This window comes from Pseudomonas petrae (genome assembly GCF_021728295.1).
Taxonomy (GTDB): Bacteria; Pseudomonadota; Gammaproteobacteria; order Pseudomonadales; family Pseudomonadaceae; genus Aquipseudomonas; species Aquipseudomonas petrae.
Window position 1 is genome coordinate 761,503 of the sequence record NZ_JAKJXE010000001.1, and the last position, 26,112, is coordinate 787,614.

25 protein-coding genes and 1 tRNA gene are annotated in these 26,112 nt (G+C 58.9%); 8 read left to right on the top strand and 18 right to left on the bottom strand.

Annotated features, from left to right (window positions below):
• Positions 1-59: 59 nt before the first annotated feature.
• Genes yajC through queA form a run of 3 tightly spaced genes read right to left on the bottom strand, consistent with a single transcriptional unit; the run spans position 60 to position 2,661 of the window.
• The gene (gene yajC, locus L4G42_RS03265) at positions 60-398 is read right to left on the bottom strand and encodes a preprotein translocase subunit YajC (RefSeq protein WP_037012510.1); all 339 of its coding nucleotides are present in this window, start codon (positions 396-398) and stop codon (positions 60-62) included.
• Between the two features lie 53 nt (positions 399-451).
• Positions 452-1,567 (bottom strand): tRNA guanosine(34) transglycosylase Tgt, encoded by a 1,116-nt coding sequence (gene tgt / locus L4G42_RS03270; RefSeq protein ID WP_237251276.1) that lies wholly within the window; start codon positions 1,565-1,567, stop codon positions 452-454.
• A gap of 14 nt (positions 1,568-1,581) precedes the next feature.
• The gene (gene queA, locus L4G42_RS03275; RefSeq protein ID WP_237251220.1) at positions 1,582-2,661 is read right to left on the bottom strand and encodes a tRNA preQ1(34) S-adenosylmethionine ribosyltransferase-isomerase QueA; all 1,080 of its coding nucleotides are present in this window, start codon (positions 2,659-2,661) and stop codon (positions 1,582-1,584) included.
• Positions 2,662-2,769: 108 nt separating this feature from the next.
• On the opposite strand from queA, the gene L4G42_RS03280 reads away from it, so the two are divergent.
• Positions 2,770-2,854, top strand: a tRNA-Leu gene (locus tag L4G42_RS03280).
• A 344-nt stretch (positions 2,855-3,198) separates the two neighbouring features.
• Here L4G42_RS03280 and L4G42_RS03285 read toward each other — a convergent pair.
• Genes L4G42_RS03285 through L4G42_RS03295 form a run of 3 tightly spaced genes read right to left on the bottom strand, consistent with a single transcriptional unit; the run spans position 3,199 to position 6,915 of the window.
• Positions 3,199-4,281 carry an ABC transporter ATP-binding protein gene (locus tag L4G42_RS03285; RefSeq protein ID WP_237260530.1) on the bottom strand — a complete coding sequence of 361 codons (1,083 nt, stop codon included), beginning with the start codon at positions 4,279-4,281 and terminating at the stop codon, positions 3,199-3,201.
• Positions 4,278-5,864, bottom strand: coding sequence for an ABC transporter permease (locus L4G42_RS03290; RefSeq protein ID WP_419789325.1), 1,587 nt, complete (start codon positions 5,862-5,864; stop codon positions 4,278-4,280). Before L4G42_RS03290 ends, L4G42_RS03285 begins: the two co-directional genes overlap by 4 nt.
• A gap of 43 nt (positions 5,865-5,907) precedes the next feature.
• Complete coding sequence (locus L4G42_RS03295) at positions 5,908-6,915, bottom strand: iron ABC transporter substrate-binding protein (protein WP_237251278.1); 1,008 nt, start codon at positions 6,913-6,915, stop codon at positions 5,908-5,910.
• Between the two features lie 458 nt (positions 6,916-7,373).
• Here L4G42_RS03295 and L4G42_RS03300 point away from each other — a divergent pair, with 458 nt between their 5' ends.
• From L4G42_RS03300 to L4G42_RS03310, 3 genes are all read left to right on the top strand, one after another.
• Positions 7,374-7,997, top strand: a complete 624-nt coding sequence (locus L4G42_RS03300) for a DedA family protein (RefSeq protein WP_237251222.1) — start codon at positions 7,374-7,376, stop codon at positions 7,995-7,997.
• A gap of 67 nt (positions 7,998-8,064) precedes the next feature.
• The gene (locus L4G42_RS03305) at positions 8,065-8,850 is read left to right on the top strand and encodes a transporter substrate-binding domain-containing protein (protein ID WP_237251223.1); all 786 of its coding nucleotides are present in this window, start codon (positions 8,065-8,067) and stop codon (positions 8,848-8,850) included.
• Between the two features lie 49 nt (positions 8,851-8,899).
• Positions 8,900-9,886 (top strand): ATPase, encoded by a 987-nt coding sequence (locus L4G42_RS03310; protein WP_237251224.1) that lies wholly within the window; start codon positions 8,900-8,902, stop codon positions 9,884-9,886.
• A 77-nt stretch (positions 9,887-9,963) separates the two neighbouring features.
• Here the strand turns inward: L4G42_RS03310 and cyoE are convergent, their stop codons facing one another.
• The 7 genes from cyoE to hmpA form a co-directional block, all read right to left on the bottom strand.
• On the bottom strand, positions 9,964-10,854 hold the full coding sequence (cyoE, locus tag L4G42_RS03315) for a heme o synthase (protein WP_237251225.1): 891 nt from the start codon (positions 10,852-10,854) through the stop codon (positions 9,964-9,966).
• Positions 10,855-10,864: 10 nt separating this feature from the next.
• Positions 10,865-11,197, bottom strand: coding sequence for a cytochrome o ubiquinol oxidase subunit IV (gene cyoD, locus L4G42_RS03320; RefSeq protein WP_237251226.1), 333 nt, complete (start codon positions 11,195-11,197; stop codon positions 10,865-10,867).
• Positions 11,198-11,836: a cytochrome o ubiquinol oxidase subunit III gene (locus L4G42_RS03325; RefSeq protein WP_237251227.1), complete on the bottom strand. Its 639-nt coding sequence runs from the start codon at positions 11,834-11,836 to the stop codon at positions 11,198-11,200.
• A gap of 3 nt (positions 11,837-11,839) precedes the next feature.
• On the bottom strand, positions 11,840-13,858 hold the full coding sequence (gene cyoB / locus L4G42_RS03330) for a cytochrome o ubiquinol oxidase subunit I (protein WP_237251228.1): 2,019 nt from the start codon (positions 13,856-13,858) through the stop codon (positions 11,840-11,842).
• 3 nt (positions 13,859-13,861) lie between these two features.
• Entirely contained in the window at positions 13,862-14,797 is a 936-nt protein-coding gene (cyoA, locus tag L4G42_RS03335; protein WP_237251229.1) for a ubiquinol oxidase subunit II, read from the bottom strand.
• Positions 14,798-15,266: 469 nt separating this feature from the next.
• Positions 15,267-15,776, bottom strand: a complete 510-nt coding sequence (locus tag L4G42_RS03340) for a disulfide bond formation protein B (protein WP_237251230.1) — start codon at positions 15,774-15,776, stop codon at positions 15,267-15,269.
• 336 nt (positions 15,777-16,112) lie between these two features.
• Positions 16,113-17,294 (bottom strand): NO-inducible flavohemoprotein, encoded by a 1,182-nt coding sequence (gene hmpA, locus L4G42_RS03345; protein ID WP_237251231.1) that lies wholly within the window; start codon positions 17,292-17,294, stop codon positions 16,113-16,115.
• 289 nt (positions 17,295-17,583) lie between these two features.
• On the opposite strand from hmpA, the gene L4G42_RS03350 reads away from it, so the two are divergent.
• From L4G42_RS03350 to L4G42_RS03365, 4 genes are all read left to right on the top strand, one after another.
• Positions 17,584-18,480 (top strand): chemotaxis protein CheV, encoded by an 897-nt coding sequence (locus L4G42_RS03350; protein WP_237251232.1) that lies wholly within the window; start codon positions 17,584-17,586, stop codon positions 18,478-18,480.
• A gap of 41 nt (positions 18,481-18,521) precedes the next feature.
• A complete protein-coding gene (locus tag L4G42_RS03355) occupies positions 18,522-18,983 on the top strand; it encodes a GNAT family N-acetyltransferase (protein WP_237251233.1) in 462 nt (153 codons plus the stop codon).
• A gap of 47 nt (positions 18,984-19,030) precedes the next feature.
• Positions 19,031-19,357, top strand: coding sequence for a hypothetical protein (locus L4G42_RS03360; protein ID WP_163023052.1), 327 nt, complete (start codon positions 19,031-19,033; stop codon positions 19,355-19,357).
• A 104-nt stretch (positions 19,358-19,461) separates the two neighbouring features.
• Positions 19,462-20,424: a GlxA family transcriptional regulator gene (locus L4G42_RS03365; RefSeq protein ID WP_237251234.1), complete on the top strand. Its 963-nt coding sequence runs from the start codon at positions 19,462-19,464 to the stop codon at positions 20,422-20,424.
• Between the two features lie 52 nt (positions 20,425-20,476).
• On the opposite strand, the gene L4G42_RS03370 is transcribed toward L4G42_RS03365, so the two are convergent.
• The 5 genes from L4G42_RS03370 to L4G42_RS03390 all read right to left on the bottom strand — a co-directional run bounded on the left by L4G42_RS03370 (position 20,477) and on the right by L4G42_RS03390 (position 26,040).
• A complete protein-coding gene (locus L4G42_RS03370; RefSeq protein ID WP_237251235.1) occupies positions 20,477-20,719 on the bottom strand; it encodes a hypothetical protein in 243 nt (80 codons plus the stop codon).
• Positions 20,720-20,828: 109 nt separating this feature from the next.
• Positions 20,829-21,809 (bottom strand): fimbrial protein, encoded by a 981-nt coding sequence (locus L4G42_RS03375; protein ID WP_237251236.1) that lies wholly within the window; start codon positions 21,807-21,809, stop codon positions 20,829-20,831.
• Between the two features lies 1 nt (position 21,810).
• Positions 21,811-22,590: a fimbrial biogenesis chaperone gene (locus L4G42_RS03380; protein ID WP_419789326.1), complete on the bottom strand. Its 780-nt coding sequence runs from the start codon at positions 22,588-22,590 to the stop codon at positions 21,811-21,813.
• Complete coding sequence (locus L4G42_RS03385; RefSeq protein ID WP_237251238.1) at positions 22,581-25,007, bottom strand: fimbria/pilus outer membrane usher protein; 2,427 nt, start codon at positions 25,005-25,007, stop codon at positions 22,581-22,583. The genes L4G42_RS03380 and L4G42_RS03385 overlap by 10 nt, the downstream gene beginning before the upstream one ends.
• A gap of 298 nt (positions 25,008-25,305) precedes the next feature.
• Complete coding sequence (locus L4G42_RS03390) at positions 25,306-26,040, bottom strand: fimbrial biogenesis chaperone (RefSeq protein ID WP_237251239.1); 735 nt, start codon at positions 26,038-26,040, stop codon at positions 25,306-25,308.
• Positions 26,041-26,112: the final 72 nt, after the last annotated feature.

The window sequence follows — 26,112 nt, forward strand, 5'->3', positions numbered from 1 at the left end:
GCCGCCTGCTTATAACGCGGGGCGCCTTGCGCGCCCCGTCGATTGGTAAAAGACTGGAATCAGATGGCTTTCAGAGTGCCTTTGGGCAGGGTGGCAGCGATAGCGCCCTTCTGGATCTTCAGCTCTACGGTGTCGGACACTTCGATAACAACGAAGTCATCAGTCACTTTATTGATTTTGCCCGCGATACCGCCGGTAGTGACGACTTCATCGCCCTTCTGCAAGTTACCCAGCAAGTTCTTTTGCTCTTTGGCGCGCTTGGCCTGTGGACGCCAGATCATCAGGTAGAAGATGACCAGAAAGCCGACCAGGAAAATCCACTCGAAGCCACCGCCCATAGGGCCTGCAGCGGCAGGGGCAGCCGCATCCGCGAAAGCGGAAGAGATGAAAAAGCTCATTTAACACTCCAGTTGCATATTTTAATAATAGGAAGCGAAAGACCGGATGTCGCTCAGTCCAGTAACGGCGTCACAAGCCCGCGTTTGGCATAGAACGTGTCGACAAAGGCGGCCAATGTACCTTGTTGAATAGCCTCGCGCAAACCAGCCATAAGCAGCTGGTAATGGCGCAAATTGTGGATCGTATTGAGCATGCTTCCCAGCATTTCGCCGCACTTGTCCAGGTGATGCAGATAGGCGCGGGAGAAGTTTTTGCAGGTATAGCAATCGCAGGTCGGATCCAGCGGCGACTCATCGTAACGATGAAACGCATTACGGATTTTCAGAACACCGGTGTCGATGAACAGATGACCGTTGCGCGCATTACGCGTAGGCATCACGCAGTCGAACATGTCGACGCCGCGGCGGACACCTTCAACCAGGTCCTCAGGCTTGCCTACACCCATAAGGTAACGAGGTTTGTCAGCCGGCATGAGACCCGGCAGGTAGTCCAACACCTTGATCATCTCGTCCTTGGGTTCGCCGACCGAAAGGCCGCCAATCGCCAGGCCGTCAAAGTCGAGTTCGTTCAGGCCCTCGAGGGAGCGCATGCGCAGGTTCTCGTGCATGCCGCCCTGAACGATGCCGAACAGCGCCGCCGTGCTTTCGCCGTGGGCAACCTTCGAGCGCTTGGCCCAGCGCAGCGACAGCTCCATGGAGGTGCGCGCGACTTCTTCGTCTGCAGGGTACGGCGTGCATTCGTCGAAAATCATCACGATGTCAGAGCCGAGATCGCGCTGAACCTGCATCGATTCCTCTGGCCCCATGAACACTTTCGCGCCGTCGACCGGGGAGGCGAATGTCACGCCCTCCTCTTTAATCTTGCGCATCGCACCCAGGCTGAACACCTGGAAACCGCCTGAGTCGGTCAGAATCGGGCCTTTCCACTGCATGAAATCGTGAAGGTCGCCGTGGCCTTTGATGACCTCAGTGCCCGGACGCAGCCACAGGTGGAAGGTGTTGCCGAGGATCATCTGAGCGCCGGTCGCCTCGATGTCCCGAGGCAGCATGCCCTTGACCGTGCCGTAGGTGCCGACAGGCATGAACGCAGGCGTTTCGACAACGCCGCGAGGAAAAGTCAGACGACCGCGACGCGCTTTGCCATCGGTGGCCAGCAGCTCGAAAGACATACGACAGGTGCGACTCATGCTTGATCCTCTGGGGCCGATTCCGGCGGGGTGGATTCCCCGGGAGCGGTCGGCGCGGGATTGCGGGTGATGAACATGGCATCCCCGTAACTGAAGAAGCGGTAACCGTGCTCCACCGCAGCCGCGTAGGCCGCCATGGTTTCGGGATAACCGGCGAATGCCGAGACCAGCATCAACAGCGTCGATTCCGGCAAATGGAAGTTGGTGACCAGCGCATCGACCACATGAAACGGTCGGCCCGGGTAGATAAAGATGTCGGTGTCACCGCTGAAGGCCTTGAGCACGCCATCGCGTGCGGCACTTTCCAGCGAGCGCACGCTGGTCGTGCCAACGGCGATCACCCGACCACCGCGGGCGCGACAGGCCGCCACAGCGTCGACCACTTCCTGAGTGACCTCAAGCCACTCGTTGTGCATGTGGTGATCTTCAATGCGCTCGACGCGCACCGGCTGGAACGTACCGGCGCCGACGTGCAGCGTGACGAATGCGGTCTCGACGCCCTTCTCGGCAATCGCGGCCATCATGATCTGATCGAAATGCAGACCCGCCGTCGGCGCCGCCACCGCACCGGCGCGCTGGGCGTACACGGTCTGATAGCGCTCGCGATCGGCATCGTCGTCGGGCCGATCTATATAAGGAGGCAACGGCATGTGCCCGACGCGCTCAAGCAACGGCAGCACCGGCTCGGCAAAGCGCAGTTCGAACAATGCATCGTGGCGCGCGACCATCTCGGCCTCGCCACCGCCCTCGATGAGGATCGTCGAACCCGGCTTGGGCGACTTGCTGGAGCGCACATGGGCCAGCACACGGTGCTGATCGAGAACGCGCTCAACGAGGATTTCCAGCTTGCCGCCCGAGGCTTTCTGCCCGAACAGCCGCGCCGGAATCACCCGGGTATTGTTGAAGACCATTAGATCGCCAGGGCGCAAATGCTCCAGCAAATCAGTGAATTGGCGGTGTGCCAGCGCGCCGCTTGGCCCGTCGAGGGTCAGCAAACGGCTGCTGCGTCGCTCTGCCAAAGGATGGCGAGCGATCAATGAATCCGGGAGCTCGAAGGTAAAGTCAGCGACACGCATGATGGGGTTCGTCTAGCAGGGCCGGGAAGTTTAGCGGAATAAGTGAAAATTGACCATGAAACATGATTGACCAACGGTAGGCTCGTCTCTATACTTCGCCGCCATTGAGCCCTGATGGCGGAATTGGTAGACGCGGCGGATTCAAAATCCGTTTTCGAAAGAAGTGGGAGTTCGATTCTCCCTCGGGGCACCAAACAGCAACACCTTCAAGTGGTTACGTGACTTGAAGCACAGAAAAACCGGCCAGATTTGAGCCGGTTTTTTTGTGGCCGGGATTTGGTGGAGGCTGTCAGGGGTCGACGCCGACCCCGCATCTGCCCGCTCGCCGAAACTTTACTGATCCAGTCTGACCGCTCACCAATCATTCTGAGAAGGGTTGGGAAGATGTTTCAGTCTTGAGTCGGCAGGTGGATCAATTCAAATTGGGCACAACCTTCAGGCGCGCTCATATGAATTTTAGGTGGAGCCTGACCGGTTGGTATCGAAGGAGCGCGCTGACCGAGAAGTCATGAGTGACGGCAGTCGAAACCGCCGCGCTCAATCTTCGGCAACGGCGCTCAAAACATGCGCCCGCCCGTCAATTTTGACATGAACAGTGCTACCCACTCTCGGAACAGTGTTTTGAAAGGAACGGATCGAGACGGTCATGGCCTGGCTGGCGCCATCCATGCCCCACACTGCCGGATCCATCTTCACGGTCAGCGTGCTACTTCCGCCGCTGTAATCCATCTCGATAATTTGCCCGCGTGGCAAGTCGGATTGCTTATGTTCGGCGCTTTCAATATGCACCTGCTCTGGCCTTAGAAGGATTCGAGCAGCACCGCTCAGATGACGATTGCTCACTGCAACTCTACCTAGCGCACTCACTGCCCAACCGGACGAGAGTTGCGCAGGCAGGACGATTGCATCTCCAAGAAAGTGAGCGGTCTCCTCATCCTTAGGGAAGCGATATAAATCCTCAGGCGGCCCGACCTGTATCAGCTTGCCGTGGCGCATGATTGCCAACTGATTGGCGAATGACAGTGCTTCGGCCTGATCATGAGTCACCAGAATAGCGGTGATGCCAGCCTCCCCCAGAAGCTGCGTCACGGTTCTGCGCATTATAGTCCGAAGCCCTGTATCGAGAGCGGAGAACGGCTCATCCAGAAGCATCAATTTGGGTCGTTGCGCCAATGCGCGTGCCAGTGCAACTCTTTGCTGCTGCCCACCGGACAACTCATGCGGCCACCGCTCATACATCGAGCCGTCCAGTGCAACCATCTTCATCAGCTCCAAGACTCGCTGCCTCTTGAAACTGGCGCCGCCTTGCAGGCCAAAACCAATGTTGCTGGCCACAGAAAGGTGCGGGAACAGCGCTCCGTCCTGAGGTACGTAGCCAATCAACCGTCTGTGTGCCGGCACTTCGGCAGTATTGTCAACGAGTGTGGCGCCATCAAGAAGGATACGGCCGGCGTCTGGAAACTCGAAACCCGCGATCATCCTCAGCAGCGTGGACTTGCCTGAGCCAGAGGCGCCTACGATGGCGACGCGACTTCCAGATGGCACCGACAGGCTGATATTTTCAACCGCATGGACCGCACCAAAACGCTTGGAAATTGAATCAAGTTCGAGAACGCTCATCGGCCGGCCACACGTTTGGATTGTGAATACAGGAGCCAGGTCAGTGGCAGGGATAATAGGATCATCAGCAAGGCATAAGGTGCTGCGGCGGCATAATCAATCTCACTGCTTTTAGCCCAGAATCCAGTGGCCAGGGTACGTGTCCCGTTCGGCGACAACAGTAACGTGGCGGTGAGCTCGCTGGAAATGGCGATGAAAATCATCGCGGCCCCGGCGGCCGCGCCTGGGGCGGCAAGTCTCATCGTTGTAAGGCGCAACGCGTGAATCGGTGAGCGTCCCAAACTTCGAGCAACATCCTCTAGCTCCACGGGCGCCTGGGCTATCCCTGCGCGAAGGCTCACGATGGCACGCGGTAAAAACATCAAAACGTAAGCCAGCAGAACGGTGATCGCGGTCTGGTAAATTGGCCTCGCGAAGTTGATCGTGATAGTCACCAAAGAAAGTGCGACGACGATGCCCGGAAGAGCACTGGCGAAGTAGCTACAGCTTTCGAGTAAACGAGTGAGCGATCCTGGCGAACGAACAGATAACCACGCGATGGGTAATCCGGCGAGGGACGTGAGGAGCGCGCCGCACGCTGCGAGCATCAATGTTTGCCCTAGAGCCGATACAAGATCGGCATTCAGCCAGGCCTCAATACCGCCAGCCATAAGCCATTTTCCGAGGGTCAACAAGGGTACGCCCAATGCCAGAACCGTGGTTATTGCAGGCACTGCACACGCCAGTAATTTCAGGGGCCCCTTCAGCGCCCACAGTCGCTGATCCCGGGCCGTGCCGGAGCCGACGCGCGCGTATCGAGCATTGCCTCGCGCGCCGAACTCCATAACCAACAACAGAAGACAAAGCAGTGCAAGCACCCCGCCGAGCATGTTCGCGGCGGGTCCGTTAAAACTGGATTGGAACTGATCAAATATCGCGGTAGTGAACGTATCAAAGCGGATCATTGCGAACAGACCATATTCGGCCAGTAAGTGAATACCCACCAAAAGCGCCCCTCCGCTGATTGCCACTCTCAACTGAGGCAGCACCACACGGAAAAACACCTTTGTAGGCGTCAGGCCCAATGACTGCGATACGTCCTCTATTCCCGGGTCCAGGCGCCTAAGCGCCGCTGCGGTTGGCAAATAAAGAAACGGAAAATAGGCAAGAACCGAGACCAATACGGCAGCAGGTAGGCCGGAAAGGGACGGCAGCAGGCTTATCCAGCCATAACTGTGCACGAACGCCGGAACTGCAATCGGTGCTATTACCAACAACGACCAAAGACGCCGACCTGGCAGATGGGTGCGTTCGGTTAGCCATGCCAAACCGACACCAAGCGCGACGCACAAAGGAAGGGTCGTCACCACCAGCAACAGAGTATTAATCAATAAATCCAGCACGCGCGGCCTGAAGACCAATTCAACTATGGTCGACCCACCTGTACGAACCGAGATAAAGATGACGAAAATCAGCGGCATTATCGCCACAGATGAAATCAGCAACGACGCGGCGATTATCCAGACAGGAAACCGACCACCAGCGGAACGCCGCCGTGATCGGCTACCCGGGGCATGCGCCGCCCAAGGAGACTTATCGCCCATGGGCAATTCTCGACCTAAACGTGAGGCATGCTCCCTTTTCAACTCAGAGCAGTCCAGCCTGGGTCATAAGCTGAATCGCTTTTTTGCTGTCCAGTTTTGAGGCGTCCACAACAGGAGCATCGAGCTCTTTGAGGGGGACCAGCTTGGCGTTCGACTGCGCACCCTCGCCGACTGCGTACTCAAACGAGCTTCCCGTTTTGAGAATTTCCTGGCCCTGCTTACCCGTGACCCATTTCAAGAAAGCCTGTGCTTGCTCTTTGTGTTTGCTGGAAGCAAGGACGCCACCGCCCGAGATACTGACAAACGCCCCGGGGTCTTTGTGACGGAAGTAATGAAGCGAAGTGTTATTGCTGTTCTCACCGGTTTTGGCCTGATCCCCGAAGCTGTAATAGTGATAAATCACGCCACTGTCGATTTGTCCGGCATTGACCGCTTTGAGAACCGCGCTGTTACCCCGGTAGATCGTCGCGTTCGATTTCATTGCTTTTAGCCAATCCAGCGTCGCGGCCTCGCCTTTCAACTCCAGCATGGCACTGAGAATCGCCTGGAAGTCTGCACCTGCTGGCGAGGCTGCCCAGCGCCCTTTCCATTCAGGCTGGGCAAGCTCCATGAGTGACTTGGGCAAGGCACCTGCAGCGAGTTTGTCCTTGTTGTAAACGAACACTGTTGAGCGGGCAGCGATGCCGATCCACTTGCCATGCGCAGGACGGTAAGCGCTATCGACCTGAGTAAGCGTGGAGGGCGTAATCGGTGCGAAAAGACCCGCATTGTCTACCAACACCATCGACGGAGAGTTTTCAGTCAGGAACACGTCCGCCGGGGACTTGTCTCCCTCCTGCACAATCTGATTCCCCAACTCGCTATCATCGCCGTTACGCAGGGTGACCTTGATGCCAGTGTCCTTTGTAAAGCCATCCACCCATGCTTTGGTCAACGTTTCATGCTGAGCGTTGTACACGACTATGCCGTCTGTATTGTCGGCCGCAAAGGCCAAGCCAATGCCGGATATCGCTATGGATATCAGAAACTTAGTTAACAAATTTCGAGTCATGAACGTCATAGATGAACAGCTCCATATCTATTTTTTGTACGGAAGTTGAAGAAGAAGCGTCCACTTGCCTTCCGTCAATACGAATTATTTGCATCAGCAGGATCGCGCAAAATAGGCCATATAACAGCAAAAATATGTGAAAGCACCGTTTGATCTATCGCCCACTGTTCCCGACGCCTGCGCGAACGACACGATGGGTATGGTTGACTGTCCTGACCTGCGGGAATGGGAGCGCTGAGGCGAACGCAGCGTGAGTGGGGCGCACTCATCATGCTCATCAAGAAGGGTCTCAATGCGCCGGAGGCCAAAGCGGTGAATAGCGCAAGAAGATTCGACTTAACGCGACCGAACCGATGAAGGCCCGCCTAGGTCGAACGCCATGCAATGCGCCCCCCCCCAGGCGCGCACGCTGTTGGATGTTCAGCAGGCACCCATTCACCGAAAACCACCGGCATTCCATGTTCGAACATATCGACTTCAACTATCTGCTTTCAAACTACGGGTACTGGGCTGTGTTTATCGGCTGTCTGCTGGAAGGGGAAACCATCCTGATCCTCGGCGGGCTGGCGGCGCACCAACACGTACTGCAATGGCAGCAAGTGCTCATCTACGCCACGTTGGGCGGGATGTTAGGCGATCAGATTCTGTTCTGGACCGGGCGCTACTTCGGACCGCGTCTGCTGCCACGCTTGCACCGTCAGCAGGCGACCATCGACCGCGTGTCAGACCTGATCAAGCGCTACCCAACGGCGTCCATTTTCTCAGTGCGTTTTCTCTACGGCATGCGCCTGATCGGGCCGTTGGTCATCGGCGCGAGTCGCTTGTCGCCCATTCGTTTTGCAATCATCAACCTGCTTGGCGCCGCTGTCTGGGCAAGCCTCTTTCTCGCGGCCGGCTATTGGGCGGGGGGCTTTCTCGAGACCATGCTCGGCAACTTGAAGCCCTATCGTCTGCCGATCTTCCTGGGCGTGGTCGTGGTGGGCGCCGCCGTCGCACTGTATCGGCATCGCCGGGCGAAAACCCGCCCTGCCCGGCAAGCAGCCAAGCGGGCGAAAGACGTCCCGCCCTCCTCTGCGGGATAACGCTTCCCATCTGCGGCGACCGACTCTATAACGGCAGACAGGCATTTGACGCAGAGGGATCGACTCGATGAACACATGCATCACCGCCGGTTTGCTGTTGGGCATGGTCAGCATCGCACAGGCCCAGGGCGCTGAGACGCCGTCGCACCTGGATACTGTCATGCAAAAGGGTCAGTTGGCCGTTTGCACGACCGGGGATTACAAGCCGTACACGTTTCTCAAGCCCGACGGCCAGTACGAAGGCATCGACATCGAGCTGGCTCAGTCGCTGGCGCAGAGCCTGGGCGTGAAAATCGAGTGGGTCCCGACCACCTGGAAAACCCTGATGACCGATTTCACGGCCGGCAAATGCGACATCGCCGTCGGCGGAATCTCGGTCACCCTGGAGCGGCAGAAGAAGGCGACGTTCAGCAGCACACTGGACATCGATGGCAAGGTGCCGTTGGTCCGTTGCGAAGATGAGTCGAAGTACCAGACCCTCGAGCAGATCAATCAGCCCGGCGTTCGGTTGATCGAGCCTCAGGGCGGCACCAACGAAGCGTTTGCCCACGCCTACCTGCCCAACGCCAGTCTGGCCTTCCACGACAACAAAACCATTTTCCAGCAGTTGCTCGACAAGCAAGCCGACGTGATGATCACCGACGCGTCCGAAGCGCTGTACCAGCAGAAACGCATGCCTGGCTTGTGCACGGTCAATCCTTCGCACTCCATGCAATACGGCGAAAAGGCCTACCTGCTGCCGCGGGATGACGTCGCCTGGAAGGCCTACGTCGACCAATGGCTGCATCTCTCCAAAGCCACCGGCGCTTACAAGAAAGTGGTCGGCGAATGGCTGGCGATGCCCAACGAGTGACAGTACGCAGCATCCCTGGAAGACTTCGGCACAGGACCCCGCCGTATACATGAAAACCAACAGATCCATTACCCGCGCGTTTTGCGTCGAGTTGCAGCAAGAGCTTTCCATTGTGACGGCGCGACGCGAGTACTTTTCTCAAGAGCCCCCTCGGGCGCGATTCAGTTTTCTGTGCTCGTCCGAGCCGTGCCGCGCCTTGGGTGTCAAAATCACCGGGGTTCGCTATGACGTGAAGCCGCAGGAGCATCCGACTTTCGTCGCCGCGCACTACCGGGCCAACCCGAACTACGAACATCACGCCGATTGCGAATGGGTGGATGATGCCGTCGAAACGCCGGTTGGGCAGGATGCAGAAACCGAGGCAGAAACCGAGCTGCGCAAGGTCAAGCGCAAGCTGGATGACTACATCGACGTCTTCGATCCCACCCCGAGGGAACGCGCAACACCCACGGCGTCGACCGATAAGCCTGACGCCGAGCGGCCCGAGAAGACCGCGGACGCCACGCCTCCAACTGACGCGCTCAAGGTCAGGCAGGACAAGCAGAACCGCACCAGCAATCTGGAGCGTCTGGTCGACAGCTTTCGTCAGGCCCAAGCCTCGTTGAGCAAGGAAGAACTCGCGCTGCTGACCCTGCGCATTCCGGGTCAGGGCGAGGTGTCCTTGCGCGCCTATTTCCGCCACATCAAGTTCGCTCAGCTGAATGACGAGCGTCGAGTGCTGTATGGCGGCGGACTGGTGGAGCGCTATGGGACAGGCTTCAAATTCAAGTTTTTTGATCGCCTGCAAAGCAAGTTGGTGACCTTGTACGTGTCACCCGCGCAGATGCAGGCCTACCGCTCCAGCCGCTACCTCAGCGAGCTGCTGAGTCACGCCGATGAGGTACGTTTCTTCACTGTCTTTGCCTTGGGCACACTGGTCGCCAGCCCTTCCGGGAAAAGCGTCAGCGTAGAGATCGAAGACTTGCGCCATCTGGCCATCGTGCTCGGGCCGGCCAAGGACGCCGAGGAGGCTCCTGCAAAAGAGCCGGACAGCTAAGCCAACACATTTATTCAGCTCAAAAAAAACCCGGTTCCTCTCGCGAGCAACCGGGTTTTTTCGTTTCATTCAAGGGACTAAGGCGCTGCGTATGTAACCAGCAGTTCCTTAGTTACCTGAAAATCCAGCGACATCGCCACGCTCAAGGCTGTGATGGTGAAGATGGAGAACACGAACAGCTTGCGTGCCCAAACGGTGTCGTCTTTGGCTTTGTAGCCGGTCCAGGCCATGTACAACCAGTACATGCCCATCGCCGCTGCAACGGCCAGATAATTGAGCCCGGCGTAACCACCGAAGGTCAGCATCAAGGTCGCGAGCAGGAAAGCCAGGATGTAAATCAGGATGTGCCGCTTGGCGACCCGGATACCACGCTTGACCGGCAGGACCGGAATCGACGCAGCCCGATAGTCGTTGAAGCGGAAAATCGCGATGGCGTACGAGTGAGGCATCTGCCAAAGGCTGAACATCACCAGCAAGGTCAACGCCGCAAGGTCGAAGGTGTTGCTGACAGCGACGTAACCAATCACCGGTGGCATCGCGCCAGACAGGCTGCCCACCAACGTGCCATGAACCGACCTGCGCTTCAGGTACAGGCTGTAGAAGCCGACGTAAATCACGAAACCGATCACGGCAAACAGCGCCGCCAGTGCGTTGGCCTTGGTGTACAGCAGACCGACGCCGACAACGCCCAGCACGGTGGCATAGATCAGTGCCAGTTTCACTGACACCAACCCTTGCACCAGCACCCGATTCTTGGTGCGCTCCATCTTCACATCGATATCGCGATCAATGCAGTTGTTGAAGACGCAGCCAGAAGCCACCACCAGTGAAGTCCCGATCATGGCTGCCAGGAACAGGCCGATGTCGACATGTCCCTTGGAAGCCAGAAAAAAGCCACCTGCCACCGAAAGCACGTTACCGAAAATGATCCCCGGTTTGGTGATTTGGATAAAGTGCTTCAGTGACATCAGGTTTTCCTCACTTCGCCATCATGGCGGTGTGAATGCTGAACATGATCCAGGTGCTCAAGCCAACCAGCAGCACGATCACAAGGCCAGCGAAGGCAAACGCGATCACGTTGTTGCGCTGTGCTGCCGAGCGGTCCAGGTGCAGGAAGTACACCAGGTGAACCAGAACCTGCACGACTGCGAAGATCAGAACGACCCACAGCGTGGCCACTTTCGAGATCGTCGGGAACATCACCAGACCGAACGGAATCGCGGTCAGGATGATCGACAGTACGAAACCGACCATGTAGGACTTGAAGCTGCCGTGGCCGGCATCGTCATGGGATTGATGTGAATTCGCCATTTAAATGGTCCCCATCAGATAGACAACGGTGAACACGCAGATCCAGACAACGTCCAGGAAGTGCCAGAACAGGCTGAGCATGCTCAGGCGAGTCTGGTTGGTCCCGGTCAGACCGTGCTTGGAGACCTGGTACATCATGATCGCCATCCAGATCAGGCCGCTGGTCACGTGCAGACCGTGGGTACCAACCAGCGTGAAGAACGCCGACAGGAAGCCGCTGCGGTTAGGACCGTAACCTTCGGAGATCAGCAGGTGGAACTCGTTGACCTCCATGCCGATGAAGCCCAGGCCGAACAGGAAGGTCACGAACAACCAACCCAGTACGCCCGACTTGTTGCCCTTGTGCATCGCCAGCATGGCGAAGCCGTAGGTGATCGAACTGAGCAACAGGCAGGCGGTTTCGCCAAGCACGTAAGGCAGTTCGAAAATATCGTGGCCCGCAGGACCACCCGCTACGTTGTTAACCAGTACCGCGTAAATGGCGAAGATCGACGCAAACAAAATGCAGTCGGTCATCAGGTAGATCCAGAAACCGTAGATCTTCATCTCGCCGGCATCATGGTGACCGTGGTCGTGGCCGTGCTCGTGGTCATGACCGTGGTCGTGACCCTTCGCGCCATCAAATACTAAGTTCGACATTGTTTATGCCTGCTCCAGCTTGTTGACAGGAGTGTTTGTCTGACCGTTACGGACCCGGGCCAGGATCGCGTGCTGTTCGCCTTCGATACGGGCCACTTCGGATGCAGGGACCATGTAGCCCTGATCGTCACGTGCAGCGTGAATCACGAAGTACACGATGGTACCGATCAAGCTGACGGCAGCCAGCCAGAAGATGTGCCAGATCATCGCGAAACCGAAGACGGTCAGCAGGCCGCCCATCACCATGCCTGTTGCCGTGTTGTTCGGCATGTGGATATCGGAGTACCTGGCCGGAACCTTGTACGCCTCGCCATCACGCTTGGCGGCATAGAACGGGTCGATCTCGTTGGCTTTCGGCATTTCTGCAAAGTTGTAGAAAGGCGGTGGCGACGAAGTGGACCATTCCAGGGTGTGGCCATTCCATGGGTCACCGGTCAGGTCGCGGTTCTGCTCGCGATCACGGATAGACACGAAGATCTGGATCAGCTGGCAGGCGATACCGACCGCAATCAGTGCGGCGCCGACGAACGCCACGTGCAGGTACGGCGTCCAGTCCGGGTTGTCAGTGGTGTTCAGACGACGTGTCATGCCCATGAAGCCCAGTGCGTACAACGGCATGAAGGCGACGTAGAAACCCGAGATCCAGAACCAGAACGCGGCCTTGCCCCACTTCTCGTTCAGCTTGAAGCCGAACGCTTTAGGGAACCAGAACGCGAAGCCGGCGATGTAACCGAACACAGCACCACCGATGATCACGTTATGGAAGTGCGCGATCACGAACAGGCTGTTGTGCAGAACGAAGTCAGCACCCGGGATAGCCAGCAGTACGCCGGTCATACCACCGATGGAGAAGGTCACCATGAAGCCCAGGGTCCACATGACTGGCGCGGTGAAGCGCAGACGGCCCTGGTAAATCGTAAACAGCCAGTTGAATAGCTTCACACCCGTCGGGATGGAAATCAGCATCGTCGCCAGCCCGAAGAAGGCGTTGACGCTTGCACCCGAACCCATGGTGAAGAAGTGGTGCAGCCAGACCATGAAGCCCAGGATCGAGATCGCACCGGAGGCGTAGATCATCGAATGGTGGCCGAACAGACGCTTGCCGGTGAACGTCGAGATGACTTCGGAGAAGACCCCGAACGCCGGCAGAATGAGGATGTAAACCTCAGGGTGGCCCCACGCCCAGAACAGGTTCACGTACATCATCGGGTTACCACCCAACTCGTTCGTGAAGATGTGGAAGTCCAGATAACGGTCGAGGGTCAGGAACGCCAGAGTGCCGGTCAGGATCGGGAACGAAGCCACGATCAGGACGTTGGCCCAGGTGCAGGTCCAGGTGAAGATCGGCATGTCCATCAGTTTCATGCCAGGGGTACGCATCTTCAGCACGGTGACCAGGAAGTTGACCCCGGTTAACGTTGTCCCGAGTCCGGATAGCTGCAGTGCCCAGATGTAGTAATCCACACCCACGCCCGGGCTATAGCCCAGCTCCGACAGCGGTGGATAGGCAACCCAGCCGGTACGTGCGAATTCGCCGACGCCCAGAGACACGTTGACCAGGATCACGCCGGAAATCAGCAGATACAGGCTCAAGGAGTTCAGGAACGGGAAGGCAACGTCACGAGCACCGATCTGCAGAGGCACAACGATGTTCATCAGGCCGGTGAAGAACGGCATCGCCATGAAGATGATCATGATCACACCGTGAGCGGTGAAGATCTGGTCATAGTGTTCAGGCGGCAGATAGCCGGGAGAACCTTCAGTGGCCATGGCCAATTGGGAGCGCATCAGCACGGCATCGGCGAAGCCGCGCAGCAGCATGACCATTGCAATGATGATGTACATGACACCGATTTTCTTGTGGTCGACGGAGGTCAGCCACTCGGTGTAGAGGTAAGTCCACTTCTTGAAGTACGTGATCAGGCCCACCAGCGCCACACCACCGATCGCGATCATGGCGACCGTGATCATGACTATCGGCTCGTGGAACGGAATCGCGTCCAGACTTAATTTACCAAACATTGTTTACTCCTCTGCCTGAGCAGCTGAATTCTTACCCATGTCCATCCCTTCCGTACCTGCTACTTCTTTCTTCTCATGGACAATCTTGCCCGGCTTCATACCTTCATACTTGTCGATGATGATCTGGAACAGGTTCGGAGTGACCGAGGAGTAGAGTTCAACGGGATTACGTTCGCTAGGCTTGGCCAGCGCGGCGTATTCGGCCGTTGCCAGTTGTTTAGGTGAATTCTTGACGTCGGCAACCCAGGTGTCGAAATCCGCCTGTGAGGTGGCAGTCGCCTTGAACTTCATGCCGGTAAAACCTGCGCCGCTGTAGTTGGCGGAGATACCATCGAACTCGCCGTTTTCATTGGCGATCAGGTGCAGTTTGGTCTGCATGCCGGCCATTGCGTAGATCTGGCCGCCCAGTGCAGGGATGAAGAACGAGTTCATGACCGAATCGGAAGTGATGCGGAAATTGATCGGCGTGTTGGCCGGGAACACGATCTTGTTGACGGTGGCGATGCCCTGTTCCGGATAGATGAACAGCCATTTCCAGTCCAGCGCGACCACTTCAATGGTCAGCGGCTTGACGTCCGACTCGAGCGGACGGTAAGGGTCCAGCGCGTGGGTCGACTTGTAGGTCACATAACCGAGCACGATGATGATGGCCAATGGAACCAGCCAGACCACCAGTTCAATCCGGGTCGAATGCGCCCAGTCAGGCGTGTACGTCGCGCTCTTGTTCGTAGCGCGATACTTCCAGGCGAAGATGATGGTCATGAAAATGACCGGCACCACTACCAGCAGCATCAGCAAGGTAGCAGTGATGATCAGGTCACGCTCTTGAACGCCGACATGGCCTTTTGGATCCAGCAGGGTGTAATCGCACCCGCTGAGCAGGAGCATGCTGAAAAGGGCCAAGAAGCCAAAAAACCTGGGGTACCTTTTTTTACTCATCTCACGACCTCTAAAAGCAGCTTTCGCATCGCAGTTGGGTTTCGACCGCCAACACTTCACCCTGCCAGGTGCTGGCAAATGCTTGGATTGAAAAGGGGCCTGTCAGGAAGCATATGGCCTCACAACAAATCCGGGTTGAGCTTTGGTTTCTTATTCGAATGGTGGCACCCGCTTATGCGGACCCTATCCCTTGGCGCAGACATTCAGAATGTGACTCGGGAGGCCATTCGAACCGCGTCTACTAGAGCGAAAAGACGCTCCATAACCTCGATTTACACCGTCCCGCAAATGAGGGGGGGCGTGAATTGGGGGCGATTGTAGATACGTAAAGTTTTATTGACTATAAGTTTCTGCGCAACAGTTAATTTCGTAATTGGTAAAAATGCGGTGTTATGTCGCACCTTGAAACGGCGCAAAGCCCCGGTTCCCTTGAAGGATCACAGGGGCTTTGTTACGCAACACTTTGTAATCAGCGTGCTTTCATCCGGTTACGAATAATTCCCACCGGAACCAGCACAACAGTCAGTACAAACGCCACTAACGCCCATTGCGCCAGAGACAAACCGAGAACTGGCGGATATGGCGTCTCGCAGAAACCACCTACCTGAAAGCCTAGCGGAAATAGGGACGCCAGGGGCAGACCGTCGACAATCGGCTGGAGCACGTCAATGCCGCAGCTCTCGGTCGGGTGTGTCTGGATGTACACGTGACGCCCGGCGGCAACCAGCCCGCCCGCTGCGCTCAACACCACCAGCGCTTCGCAGATGGTCAGGCTCAGACGGCCCGGCATTGCTGCGCCGATGAACGCAAACACCGCGATGAACAACAGCGCATACCGCTGCAGAATGCACAGCGGGCAAGGCGCTTCACCCAGCACCACCTGCATGTACAAGGCGCCGCCGATCAACGCCAGACAGATAATCCCCAGCAACACCAGAAACTGCTTTTCACGCCGCAGGTACAACATCTCTTCAGTCATTCACGTGCCCTTTGAATTGGAGTCATCCGGATCGAAGGATGTGGAGCGTTGCGGCCCGGACGCCCCGCAAAGGCGGCGATTCTATCACCGTCGCGACACCCCGTTCACGCAGTGCCATTCGCGACAGAGCGTGAACGCCTTCCGGTCCACTGCCGTAACCCGCGCAATGGTGAACACATCCGCATTAGCCGAGCGTTAACATTCCAATCCAAACGCCAGCGTGAGCTCTCCTGTTTCCTGCCTATATATAGAAGCATGCGGCTTTTTGTCGCAGAGACGGATCGCCGCATTGAGCCCTTCTATATATATGTAGGATGCGTCTAATTGTCGCAGCGATTATTCCAGCGCTGAGGCAGGACCGAAGAACTCGTAACGCGCCTGTGCATCGGGTACCCCGGCCGCCTTCAGTTGACGCTTGATCGCCGCCATGAAGCCTTTTGGACCCAGGAAGTAGGCATCGACGTCGCGATTCTCTGGCAGCCATTGCTCCAGACGCGCCTGATCGAGCAGACCCGTCGCATGGGGCGCCGGGCTGACGCCGTCGTCTTCCGAGTAGCAGTAGAAACGCTTGAGCTGAGGATGCTTGCTCGCCAGGCTTTCGATCCAGTCGCGAAACGCATGCACCGAGCCGTTGCGCGCGCAGTGGATAAAGTAGATCGGCCGTTGGGTCGGCAACGCCGCTTCCAGCATGGTCAGGGTTGGGGTGATGCCAACGCCACCACTGATGAGCACCAGCGGTTTGTCGCTCTCTGTCAGAATGAACTCTCCAGCGGGCGGGTACAGATTGATGCTGTCGCCGACCTGCAGTTGATCGTGCAGATAGTTGGAGGCGACTCCGTCCGGCTCGCGCTTGACGCTGATGCGGTACTGATTGTTCCCGGCCAACGCCGACAGCGAGTAGTTGCGGCGGATCTCTTCGCCGTTCACGTGCAACTGCATGCCGATGTACTGGCCGGCGGTGAACTGCAGGATCGGCTGGCCATCTGCGGGCGCAAAGTGGAACGAGGTGATTTCCGCACTCTCCAGCGTCCTCGCGACCACCTTGAATTCACGCTCGCCACGCCAGCCGCCCGCTGCCTTGGCTTTCTCTTCGTAGATGGCTTCTTCAGCCCCCATCAGAATGCTGGCCAGTTGCCCGTAGGCGTTACCCCACGCGGTAATCACTTCTGGCGTTGCTATCTCGCTGCCCAGCACATTGCTAATGGACTCCAGCAGGCACTCGCCGACAAGTGGATAGTGCTCAGGCAGGATCTGCAGCGCCACGTGCTTGTTGATGATCTTGGCGACCAGATCGCCCAATTGATCAAGCTGATCGATGTGCCGCGCGTACATCAACACCCCGTTCGCCAGCGCGCGAGGCTGATCGCCACTGGCCTGGTGAGCCTTGTTGAACAGTGGTTGCACCTGCGGGTATCTGTCGAGCAGCAGTTTGTAGAAATAAGTAATCAGCGCCTCTCCGCCGCTTTCCAGCAGTGGCACTGTCGATTTAACGATGGCACGATCCGATGCAGACAACATAGAAAAACTCCCGAGAAGTGATGAACAAGCGTTAACTCGGTATTTCAGGAATCGTGCCAGCCACTGGAAGGCCTGAAATCAAGGGCCAGGTCAGCGCGCAGTCAAAATGACCCCATGAGCCCGCAGGTCAAAATGACCCTGCAACAGTCATTTTGACTGCGAAGCTGACAAGCCAGCCAGCCGTGAAAAATCGAAAGGGTTAAAGCCTGACTTCGGCAGGTCGATAAACCGTCATCGAAAGCTATTGGCCGATCCCACGCGGCCAGGCAACGCATCACAGAAGGTTTTTATGTCCAAGAACGTCCGCGCAGATTCACTCTCGCTTCTGCTGTTCACGTTACGCAGCGGAAAGCTGATGGCGATCAACCTGCTCAAGGTCAGTGAAATCATCCCCTGCCCTCCCCTCACGCGCTTGCCGGAATCTCACCCGCACGTCAAAGGGGTTGCCACCTTGCGCGGCAACCCGCTGTCGGTGATCGACCTGAGTCGCGCCATTGGCGAGCGTCCGTTGGTGGACCCGGCCGGCGGCTGCCTGATCGTCACCGATGTCAGCCGCTCCAAGCAGGGGCTGCACGTGCAGGCGGTCAGCAAGATCGTTCACTGCCTAACCACCGATATTCGCCCACCGCCCTTCGGCTCCGGCAACAAGTCGTTCATCACCGGTGTGACGCAGGTGGACGGTACGCTGGTTCAGGTGCTGGACATCGAGAAGGTCATTCACGGTATCGCCCCACCGCGAATCGTCGCCGAACGCGCCGAGCTGAGTGCCGAGGACGCCGCAGTGCTGGCCAAGGCGCGCATTCTGGTGGTCGATGACAGTCAGGTGGCGCTGCAGCAATCGGTGATCACCCTGCGCAATCTGGGCATCGAATGCCACACCGCCCGCAGTGCGCGGGAAGCCATCGATCAGTTACTTGAGCTGCAAGGCACTGCACAGCAGATCAATGTTGTGGTGTCCGACATCGAGATGTCGGAGATGGACGGCTACGCGCTCACCCGCACGCTTCGGGAGACACCGGATTTCCAGGAGCTGTACGTGCTGCTGCACACCTCACTGGACAGCGCGATGAACGCCGAGAAAGCCAATGCTGCTGGCGCCAACGCTGTTCTGACCAAGTTCTCCTCGCCCGAGCTGACACGATGCTTGATCGAAGCCGCCCGCACGGTCGAAGCTCAGGGAATCTGAGACCGACCGCAGGCGATGCCTCCACCGCGCATTACTGGTTGATGCGCCGCGACCTCGGCCCGGACCTTGATGATCCGGGCTGGCCCGCCGCCGTGCGCCCCGTTGAATTCACTGCGCAGAACGCCTCGGCGGTCCACCAATTACTGATGCTGGGACGCGAGTACGGCGGCGGCCGGGTTGCGGACTATGCCACCTGGCTGGAGGCCTTCGAGACTGATCCCGAGTTTGATCAGGCGCTGTGTTTCGTTCTGGAGGACGCTCAGGGTGTGGTGGCCGTAGCGCAATGCTGGACCAGCGCGTTCATTCGCAATCTGGTGGTTCACCCCCGCGCGCACCGTCAAGGCCTGGGTCTGGCGTTGCTGAGTCAGGCGTTCGCTGCCTTCCGCCAGCGCAGCGAAGGCCACATCGATCTCAAGGTCATGGAAAGCAATCTGCGCGCACGCCGGCTGTATGAGCGCGCCGGTATGCAATATATTCAGCGCCACGAACTCGAACCGCGCTGAATCTGCGCCAACCCGCGTTTACCCTCACACCATGGAGATGCCCACTCGTGAAGATGCACACCGCGCTGTTGCTCGTTCTAACCGCCGCCGCTGCTGGCCAGGCCAATGCCTCCAGCCCTGACGCCTGGACCGCCTTCAACAAAACCCTGGTCGACAGTTGTGTCAGCGCCAGTTCACTGAAAAACGCCAAGCCCGCTGGCGCCGACGCGGCCTTCGACGACAGCGTCGGGTTCAACGCACTGTTGATCAAAGGCCAGTACAAACAGGCGTTCATGAAGAACAAGACCGGCACCGAGCTGTGCCTCTACGACCGCAAAAACAAGAAAGCCCTGATTACCGAGTGGGATAACGTCACCACATTGCCGAAGAAGTAAGGCGACTTGCGCCCGGACCGTTCACGACTTGAGCTAATTTGGCGGGATAGGTCCCACAGCAACGGTCGCCTCCGGGCACCCCCTTCCATCTGGAGCGTACCCGCATGAAGCGCGTCGCGATTGTGCTGTTTCCCAACGTGCAGTCCCTGGACGTGGCCGGCCCACTCGATGTTTTCGCCGAAGCCAATCGTTTCCTGCCCGAGGGTGATGGCTACGACATCATCACCATCGGCGCAGCGCCCTACCCGATCATTGCGTCCAACGGCATGCCGCTGGGTGCACAGTATTCCCTGGCAGACGCGCCCAAGCAGTTCGACATCCTCTTGATTCCCGGCGGCCCCTTGCTGCCGGACGGCGAGGAAATGCCCGCCATCACCCAATGGCTATTGGAAGCCGTGCCCCACGCGCAACGCTACGGCTCGATCTGCACCGGGGCGTTCATCCTCGGGCACGCGGGGCTGCTGGATGGTAAGCAGGCCGCTACCCACTGGAGCCACGCTCAGCAACTCGCCGATCGGTTCCCCCACGCCAGGGTCGAGCCCGATCGCATCTATGTTCGCGACGGTGCGCTGATGACATCAGCCGGGGTCACGGCGGGCATCGACATGGCGCTGGCATTGGTGGCGGAGGACCACGGCCCGGCAATTTCCCTGGCGGTGGCCAAGCGTCTGCTGGTGGTGGCCCAGCGTCAGGGCGGGCAGTCGCAATTCAGCCCGTACCTTACGGCGTCGGCGGATGACGATTCGCCCGTGGCCAAGGTGCAGCGCTACGTGATGGAGCACATCGGCGAACCGTTTTCAGTGGAGCGGCTGGCCGACGTGGTGGCGATGAGTCCGCGCACGTTCGCCCGGGTGTTTGCCCGCGACGCCAAGGTCACGCCTGCAGAGTTCGTGCAGCGCGCGCGCATCGACGCCGCCCGCCACTTGCTGGAAGGCAGCGAAATGGTGATCAAGGCGGTGGCTTATCACTGCGGATTTGGCAGCGCTGCGCGGATGCGGCTGATCTTCAGTCAGCGCCTGGGGGTGACGCCGACTCAGTACCGGGACAGTTTTCGCAAGGAACCATGAGCACGGCGGGCGGGGGATTAACCCTGCAGCGTGCGCGCCAGCGAACCTGTAATCAGCGCTTGCCCATCGACCGACGCGTACCTGATGGCGCTACGCCCGGACGCTTGTCGTGGTTCGATTTGCCAGAGCCTTTGTAGTGCTGCTGATCCTTTTTCGCCTGCAACAGCTCGCCCGGTTTGAACGGGAAGCTGAACGCCGGAATCGCAGGTTGTGTATCCGCCGGGGCAGCGTTGGCGTCGACCGAAGCGTGCGATTCACGAGCATCAGGAGCGGGCGTGTGTTCGGGGGTGGTCATGAAAGCTCCGGAATGGCAGACGGTCGATAATACGGGCGGCGCCCGAAGGCCGCGCAGCATACCTGAATCGCCGACGGATCGCTGCTGCCAACGGACCGACTGCGCGCGTCTATTTGTAGAACAGGTCCACCATCACTTCCGCAGAAAACGGGCCCGCGCTCGGCGTGCTGGTTTGCCACAGCAGCTGGGCGTTGAAGTCAGCCGTCTCGGAGTAGTCGCCCTCCAGCAGATCGGTCAGGTGAAAGGGCTCGTGGAATGGCACGGTCGAGTCATCGCGGGCACGGGTAATCCGAATGCCGATGCTATCGTTGTCGACCGGCACCAGTACGTCGCCCTTGAGCATGCCGGACACCGGCGTGATGCGCGCATTGAGGCTGAACGGCGATTCGCAGGTGCGGCTGGTCGCCAGGGCAAAGCGCTGAAAGGTTGCTACTTCTCCCACCCGTACGTTGCGGATGGCCACGTCGCCGAAATCCACGGTCTCGGGCATGACCCGCAATTCAGCGTCGCAGGCGACGAAGCGCAGACCCTCGAGGTTGTTGATGACGTAGCTGAGCGTGCGGTCAAGCCCCGAGTTCTGCCCGCTGCTGCCGTCGAGCTGGAACAGCCGATAGTCATGCAGACCGCTCGCGACGCCGGAGGGCGGGGTCGGCCCGTACTTCTGTATGAACACCGAAAACGGCAGGTTGAACGTCACGCTCGGACAGGCCGAGTTTGCCTCCGTGCAGGCCGGGGCTTGCTGAGGAGTAGGAATACGCCCACTGGTTTGCACGAAATCAACGCCACTCAACGTGAGTCCGGCACGAATCCCCTGTCCGATCTGCAGGTTGTCAGGGTTCAGATTAATGAACACATCCTCGGGGCCACCCGGTTCGTCCCTCGCACATTCGACGGCAAGGTTCAGTCGCTCCGAACGCCAGACTGCGCTGCCATCGGGCAGATTCGCCGGAATGGCAACGGTGCTGCCGAGGTCCGCGCGGACCACCGACTCGCCAGCCCCCTGGGTCTTGCAGGTCAGCGCCAGTGCGCAGCCGGGCATCAGTAACGTCATCATTAACGTCAGCCACCCTCGGATGATGGGTTTTTTCATGTCAGCATTTCCCTATGAGTGAGTGTGAATCCGGTGTGCGTAAGGGCACATTGAACGGCTGCCCTCCCTGAAACGGCGCGCAGTGTTCACGCTGCCCGCCGTAATCGGTCATGGCCTTGAAGCTCAGGGCTTCAGGCACTGAGCGCTTCGTACCGAGGACAGGCAGCGTCAGTGATGCGTCCGAAAAAGGCGCCAGCAACCGGTATTCCGCGACCTCGATTCCATTGATGCGCAGGTCCTGCAGCGAAACGTGATACGGCGTCGGGTTGCGCACCGAAAGCGTGGCATTGGCTGATTGCGCGCGCTGCCAGATCAGCGCTTGCGCAGCATCCGCCGGATTGCCCGCAAGCCCCGCCGGTCGATAGAACACATTGATGCGTTGGCGTATGGCGATGCTCAACTGCTGAACCGCCGGGCTGCGCCGAGGAATTTCCAGCACGTACAGATGCAGCATCGACTCCCGCTCCAGGGACATGCCAATGCCCTCATACAGCAGGCGCAAGGTCTGCTTGCCCATGGCCGGCATGCGCACCAGGTGCGGGGTCAGCGCAAACGGCAGATCAGCGGCGCGCGTATCGCCTGGTTGATCATCCTCGCGCGGCGCATCGAGCCAGGCCTGAATCAGGGTCTCGGCATTGCTGCGGTTGCTGACCTCGATCGTCGCCTCGTTGTAGCGACCGTCGAAGATCAGACGCGTGCCTGACAGAGACACCGCGCCTTGCGCCATGCCGCTGATCACGGCCAACAAAACCCCTGACAGATAAGCGTGCTTCATTGGCATTGCACCTTCAGGCGATCGTAGCTGCGGTGGGCTTCTTTGGGCGGCAGCGCGAAGGTTGCGCGGCAGTGCTGATCGGTCCATTTGACGATGAGCTCGCCGCTGTCTCGCTCGCTCAGCACCAGCGCTCGCCCGCTGGGGTCGACGGTCGCCAGCGCTTTGCCGTGCTCGTCTTCCACCGCTGCGCCCATGGGCAGACGGCTGCCGTCGGCACGCTCCAGTTCAAACTGCACACGCCGACCGACTGCCGTGCGAAAACTGATGAGGGGCGCCGCGCCGCGCCGCGGCACGACTTGATTCACGGCATTCTCCAGTTCGACATCGGCACCCAACTGCCGGGTGTCGAGGTTGACCCAGTTGGTTCGGTACGGCTGGGTGTAGGGCAGGATCGCGTAGCCGTTACCGCCAGTTTCGACGTTGCTGAAATTGGTCAACCGCGCCCCGCTGACGCCTTTCACCTGCACCAGTGCGAAGGTCTCGCCCAGGGGCTGACCGAAATTCACCCCGCCGGCGTGAGCAACCACCGAGCCAGACGCGCCCATGCTCAAGGCCTGATAATCGCTGCCCTGCCCGTACCCCGCATCGAAACGTCCATAAGCCGTGGTGGTGCTGAGCTTGCCGAACCCTGACGACCCCGACTCACTGTCGTGCCCGGCCTGTACCGAGTAGAAGCTGTTGCGGTCGTCAAACACCTGACCATTCAGGCCCGACTGCACGCTGGACGCGCCTGAGCTGTCGCGAACGGCGTTGGCAAACACCCGCGATGAACCGGAATCGCTCCCCAGCGGCAGGCTTAATGTCAGCGCGATGCGGTTGTCAGATTGATTATCTCCGTCGCGCTCGAAGGTCTGGTTGCGTTCGACCGACACGCTGTAGCTGAGGCTGCGCCACGCCGAGTTCCACGACAGGTAAAGCTGACGCGTCTTGCTGCCCCTGTCCCAGTAACGCTGTTCGGACGCTGTAAGGCTTAGCGATGCAGCCTGCTCCGGCAATGCCTGGGTCAGGCTGATTTCGATACGATCCCTGGCCCGTCCACGGGTTAATGCGTCACGCGCTTGCAGCGCCTCGACATGGTCGTCGAACGTGAGGTATTGGTCCGTCGAATAGCGGTAACCGGCCACCGCGAGTGTGGTCCGGGTCAGGTCCAGCGTGTTGGCGTAGCGGATGCGCAGGCTCTGTCCGCTGTACCGTTGCTCGCGCTGCTGGCTAAGCGACTGGGTCACGTCCAGCGATACTGCGCCCAGCCCGGTATTGATCCCGGCACCGACATTGGTCGCCTGATAATCCTCGGCGATTTGTACGCCACCTGCAGCAGTCACCCGTTCAGTCAGTCCGTAAACCAGTGTGCCGCTGGCAAACCCGGGTGAGAGGCCGTCCTCGGTGTTGCTGTCGTATTGGCCGGCGGCCAGGCTGTACCGCAGCGCCCCTTTCGGCACCATGATTGGCAGCGACGCGTACGCCTGGATGAACACGCGCTTGCTGCCGTCGGCTTCGACGACCGTCACTTCAAGATCGCCGTTCGACCCGCTGGGGTAGATGTCGGTGATTTCGAATGGGCCCGGCGAGACGTTGCCGCTGTACAGCATGAAACCGTTCTGACGCACCTCCACCAGCGCGTTGGTGTCGGCAATGCCCCGGATGACTGGCGCGAAGAGCCGCTCGCTGTCAGGCAGCATGCCTTCATCGGACATCACCATGGCGCCGAGGAACCGAACGCTGTCGAACACCTGTGAGTCGGTGAAGGTCTCGCCCAGGGTCAGTTGGCTTTTCAACCCAGTGATGTCGCGCTGCAGGAACGTCCGGTTGCTGCGAAAGCGGTACGGCTGGTCATTGCCATAGGTCAGCGAAGACTCATTGCGCAATCGCCAGGCGCCAAGGTTCACGCCGTTGCGAACACTCAGGTAATACTGATCCTGCGCTTGAGATCGACCTTGGCCGCTGCGGGTACGGCGCGCGCCGCTGAAGTTGTAATTAACGAAACCGACCGTCTCGCCCTCGTCCCATAACTCCGGCGGCACGTAGCCGCGAGCGCTGCGCGACATCATCGCTTGAGGGATGCTGATGTTCAGGCGCAAGCTCGCCGGCTGGTAGTCGACACGGGCAAATTCGACTCGCGCCGGGAGATCGAAGCATTCCGTCGGCGAAGCGTCGCCGGCTTGCGCAGCCTCGGGGTTCATGCCGAACTGGCGGAGCATGTCCGCCGTGAGGCAGGCGTCGACGGTGCCTTTTGCGGCGTTGGCGACGAAGCTGATGTCACGCCGCCCGCTCAAGACACGATTGACGTAGACGTCCACCCGGTAGGTCCCGGGAACCACGCTGTTACCTTGCAAAAACGTCGCGAGATCGGCGGGCTGATCGGTGCCCTGGATGAACGAGGTATTAAATTTCACATCAGCGGTGGCGCTGTTTTGATCAGTCATCGCAGTCGCAGACGAGGCCAGCGCCAACCCTGCCGACGCAAAGATGATCTTCGCCAACGGGCTGAGCCGGATCGGTTTGTACGGCTGATGTCTGCGGTCGATGTGTGAAGAACATGCTGCGATCCGTGCATATCCCTTTTTGTGATCTCGGGGTTCCATTGGCTGGTTTCACTCGTGTTCTCGGTTCCGACGCGCTGGCAAATCAGGTTTGGCAGGCGCAAGGCGCTGGAGCCGCATGGCTGCGACTGAAGAAAGACCTGGGTAAAATCCGACTGGCGACAGCGTGGCTACATCGGAGCTATTCGGCCCGATCGATGGCTTTGCCGGCTTGAGTCGTCTGTCCGCGGGACACCTGCGCGATATACGGCTCCTGAGCACCGAAATCGTTGATGCTGATGAACCTGAGGTCTACGGCGTGGCCGCTGGCCAGCTGCTTGAGTGGCAATTGAACGGTCTGCCTGGGCGCAAGCATCCGGCTGTCCGCGGTGAATAGCGTCTTGCCCTGTTGGCGGGCGTCGATCTGGATCATCGACACGTGATAGGGCGTCGGATTGCTGACCTCCAAGTGGCCGTCATTGACTCGCCATTGCAGGCTTTTTGCAGCGTCGAGGGGATCGCCATTCAATGCGGCGGGGCGGTAAAACAGCTTGATGCGCTGGCGAATCGCGATCTGCAGCTGGTTTTCCTTCGCCGATTGCGGGATCTCCTGGACGTTGAGCCAGAACACCGACTCACGGTCGTCGGGCAGACCTTCGCCGGCGTAGATCACCCGAATCATTTGCCGGGCACTGCCTGCCATTCGAGCCAGCGGCGGGGTAACGACGAAGGGCAGATTCTCGGTGTCGCTCTCCGCTTCCAGCCATGACTGGGCGAGGATGTCAGCCGTGCCGCTGTTGTTAACGACGAAGCTGACCTCCTTGTCCTTGGCCTGATAAATGACGCGCGTGGTGTTGAGCACGATACCCGCCTGCGCCGGGGCAGCCAGAAGCAACCCCAGCCATAGGGCGGAGCGGCGAATGAATTCAGGAAGCATGGTGAGACCGTCTTGGGCTGTGAGGTGGACACGCGAGGTAGGCGAGCGAGCCATTGCTCGCCCGCCCGCTAC

Bases quoted from the DNA above. Each gene is read 5' to 3' on its own strand.
- cyoA (WP_237251229.1), bottom strand. From the start codon at position 14,797: ATGAGTAAAAAAAGGTACCCCAGGTTTTTTGGCTTCTTGGCCCTTTTC.
- L4G42_RS03305 (WP_237251223.1), top strand. From the start codon at position 8,065: ATGAACACATGCATCACCGCCGGTTTGCTGTTGGGCATGGTCAGCATC.
- cyoB (WP_237251228.1), bottom strand. From the start codon at position 13,858: ATGTTTGGTAAATTAAGTCTGGACGCGATTCCGTTCCACGAGCCGATA.
- L4G42_RS03290 (WP_419789325.1), bottom strand. From the start codon at position 5,864: ATGGGCGATAAGTCTCCTTGGGCGGCGCATGCCCCGGGTAGCCGATCA.
- L4G42_RS03295 (WP_237251278.1), bottom strand. From the start codon at position 6,915: ATGACTCGAAATTTGTTAACTAAGTTTCTGATATCCATAGCGATATCC.
- L4G42_RS03355 (WP_237251233.1), top strand. From the start codon at position 18,522: ATGCGCCGCGACCTCGGCCCGGACCTTGATGATCCGGGCTGGCCCGCC.
- L4G42_RS03285 (WP_237260530.1), bottom strand. From the start codon at position 4,281: ATGAGCGTTCTCGAACTTGATTCAATTTCCAAGCGTTTTGGTGCGGTC.
- tgt (WP_237251276.1), bottom strand. From the start codon at position 1,567: ATGTCTTTCGAGCTGCTGGCCACCGATGGCAAAGCGCGTCGCGGTCGT.
- L4G42_RS03300 (WP_237251222.1), top strand. From the start codon at position 7,374: ATGTTCGAACATATCGACTTCAACTATCTGCTTTCAAACTACGGGTAC.
- cyoD (WP_237251226.1), bottom strand. From the start codon at position 11,197: ATGGCGAATTCACATCAATCCCATGACGATGCCGGCCACGGCAGCTTC.
- L4G42_RS03380 (WP_419789326.1), bottom strand. From the start codon at position 22,590: ATGCCAATGAAGCACGCTTATCTGTCAGGGGTTTTGTTGGCCGTGATC.
- L4G42_RS03340 (WP_237251230.1), bottom strand. From the start codon at position 15,776: ATGACTGAAGAGATGTTGTACCTGCGGCGTGAAAAGCAGTTTCTGGTG.
- L4G42_RS03310 (WP_237251224.1), top strand. From the start codon at position 8,900: ATGAAAACCAACAGATCCATTACCCGCGCGTTTTGCGTCGAGTTGCAG.
- L4G42_RS03325 (WP_237251227.1), bottom strand. From the start codon at position 11,836: ATGTCGAACTTAGTATTTGATGGCGCGAAGGGTCACGACCACGGTCAT.
- L4G42_RS03385 (WP_237251238.1), bottom strand. From the start codon at position 25,007: ATGACTGATCAAAACAGCGCCACCGCTGATGTGAAATTTAATACCTCG.
- cyoE (WP_237251225.1), bottom strand. From the start codon at position 10,854: ATGTCACTGAAGCACTTTATCCAAATCACCAAACCGGGGATCATTTTC.
- L4G42_RS03375 (WP_237251236.1), bottom strand. From the start codon at position 21,809: ATGAAAAAACCCATCATCCGAGGGTGGCTGACGTTAATGATGACGTTA.
- L4G42_RS03370 (WP_237251235.1), bottom strand. From the start codon at position 20,719: ATGACCACCCCCGAACACACGCCCGCTCCTGATGCTCGTGAATCGCAC.
- queA (WP_237251220.1), bottom strand. From the start codon at position 2,661: ATGCGTGTCGCTGACTTTACCTTCGAGCTCCCGGATTCATTGATCGCT.
- yajC (WP_037012510.1), bottom strand. From the start codon at position 398: ATGAGCTTTTTCATCTCTTCCGCTTTCGCGGATGCGGCTGCCCCTGCC.
- hmpA (WP_237251231.1), bottom strand. From the start codon at position 17,294: ATGTTGTCTGCATCGGATCGTGCCATCGTTAAATCGACAGTGCCACTG.
- L4G42_RS03350 (WP_237251232.1), top strand. From the start codon at position 17,584: ATGTCCAAGAACGTCCGCGCAGATTCACTCTCGCTTCTGCTGTTCACG.
- L4G42_RS03390 (WP_237251239.1), bottom strand. From the start codon at position 26,040: ATGCTTCCTGAATTCATTCGCCGCTCCGCCCTATGGCTGGGGTTGCTT.
- L4G42_RS03365 (WP_237251234.1), top strand. From the start codon at position 19,462: ATGAAGCGCGTCGCGATTGTGCTGTTTCCCAACGTGCAGTCCCTGGAC.